The sequence below is a fragment of the Methanobacterium bryantii genome (genome assembly GCF_002287175.1).
In the GTDB taxonomy this organism is placed as follows: Archaea; Methanobacteriota; Methanobacteria; order Methanobacteriales; family Methanobacteriaceae; genus Methanobacterium_D; species Methanobacterium_D bryantii.
Window position 1 is genome coordinate 1 of sequence record NZ_LMVM01000019.1, and the last position, 692, is coordinate 692.

Consider the following 692-nt stretch of genomic DNA (forward strand, 5'->3'; position numbering starts at 1 on the left):
TTGTTGTTGTAGTGGTCTGTAATCCACGCGTATTCAAAACCTACATCTTCAGCTAGTTTGACTAATTTAACTATTTTGTCTATAGGTTCATTTGGAACAAATTCAATACCAAACTTCATAGTTTATCACCGCATTTAAATCTATCAGAACTATAAAAATACTTTGTGTTTTTAATTGCAATCGAAAGGTTTAAATAGTGGATTTAAAACCATGTTAGCAGATTTATTTGGAAATACACTATATATAGTATCTATTATTTAAAAGTAGGGGTATTTCTATGTAATATGGAAGTATTTGCGGCTAATTTTTGTCATCTTAACTTAAAAATGTCTAATTATGTGAAGTACGATTTTCAATTATTATTTTATAAGTTTAAAGTCATAATGTTGTGAATTTGGTTATATAATTATGGAGGTTTATGATCCTGTTTAATTCAATGTAGAAAAAATATATAGTGGATGGTTCATAAATTAAAGTGTCACAACAAATTTGATAAAATTAATAGTTGTGCAATATTTTCTAATATGTTTGTTAATCTACAACCTTTGAGTATAGTATGCGCTGGTTTGAATTGTTTCGAACCTTGTGCAAGAAATTCTAATATACTTGTAAAACTACAAGTGTTTAGTATTATAAGTACTATGGTTTAAGGCGTCGGTTGGAGTGTGATAATATCATTCTGTGAAGACTGG

1 pseudogene is annotated in these 692 nt (G+C 27.9%); it reads right to left on the minus strand.

Annotated features, from left to right (window positions below):
• Positions 1-119 (minus strand): annotated as a pseudogene (locus ASJ80_RS08510) (LLM class flavin-dependent oxidoreductase); the annotation flags it as partial.
• Positions 120-692 lie beyond the last annotated feature (573 nt).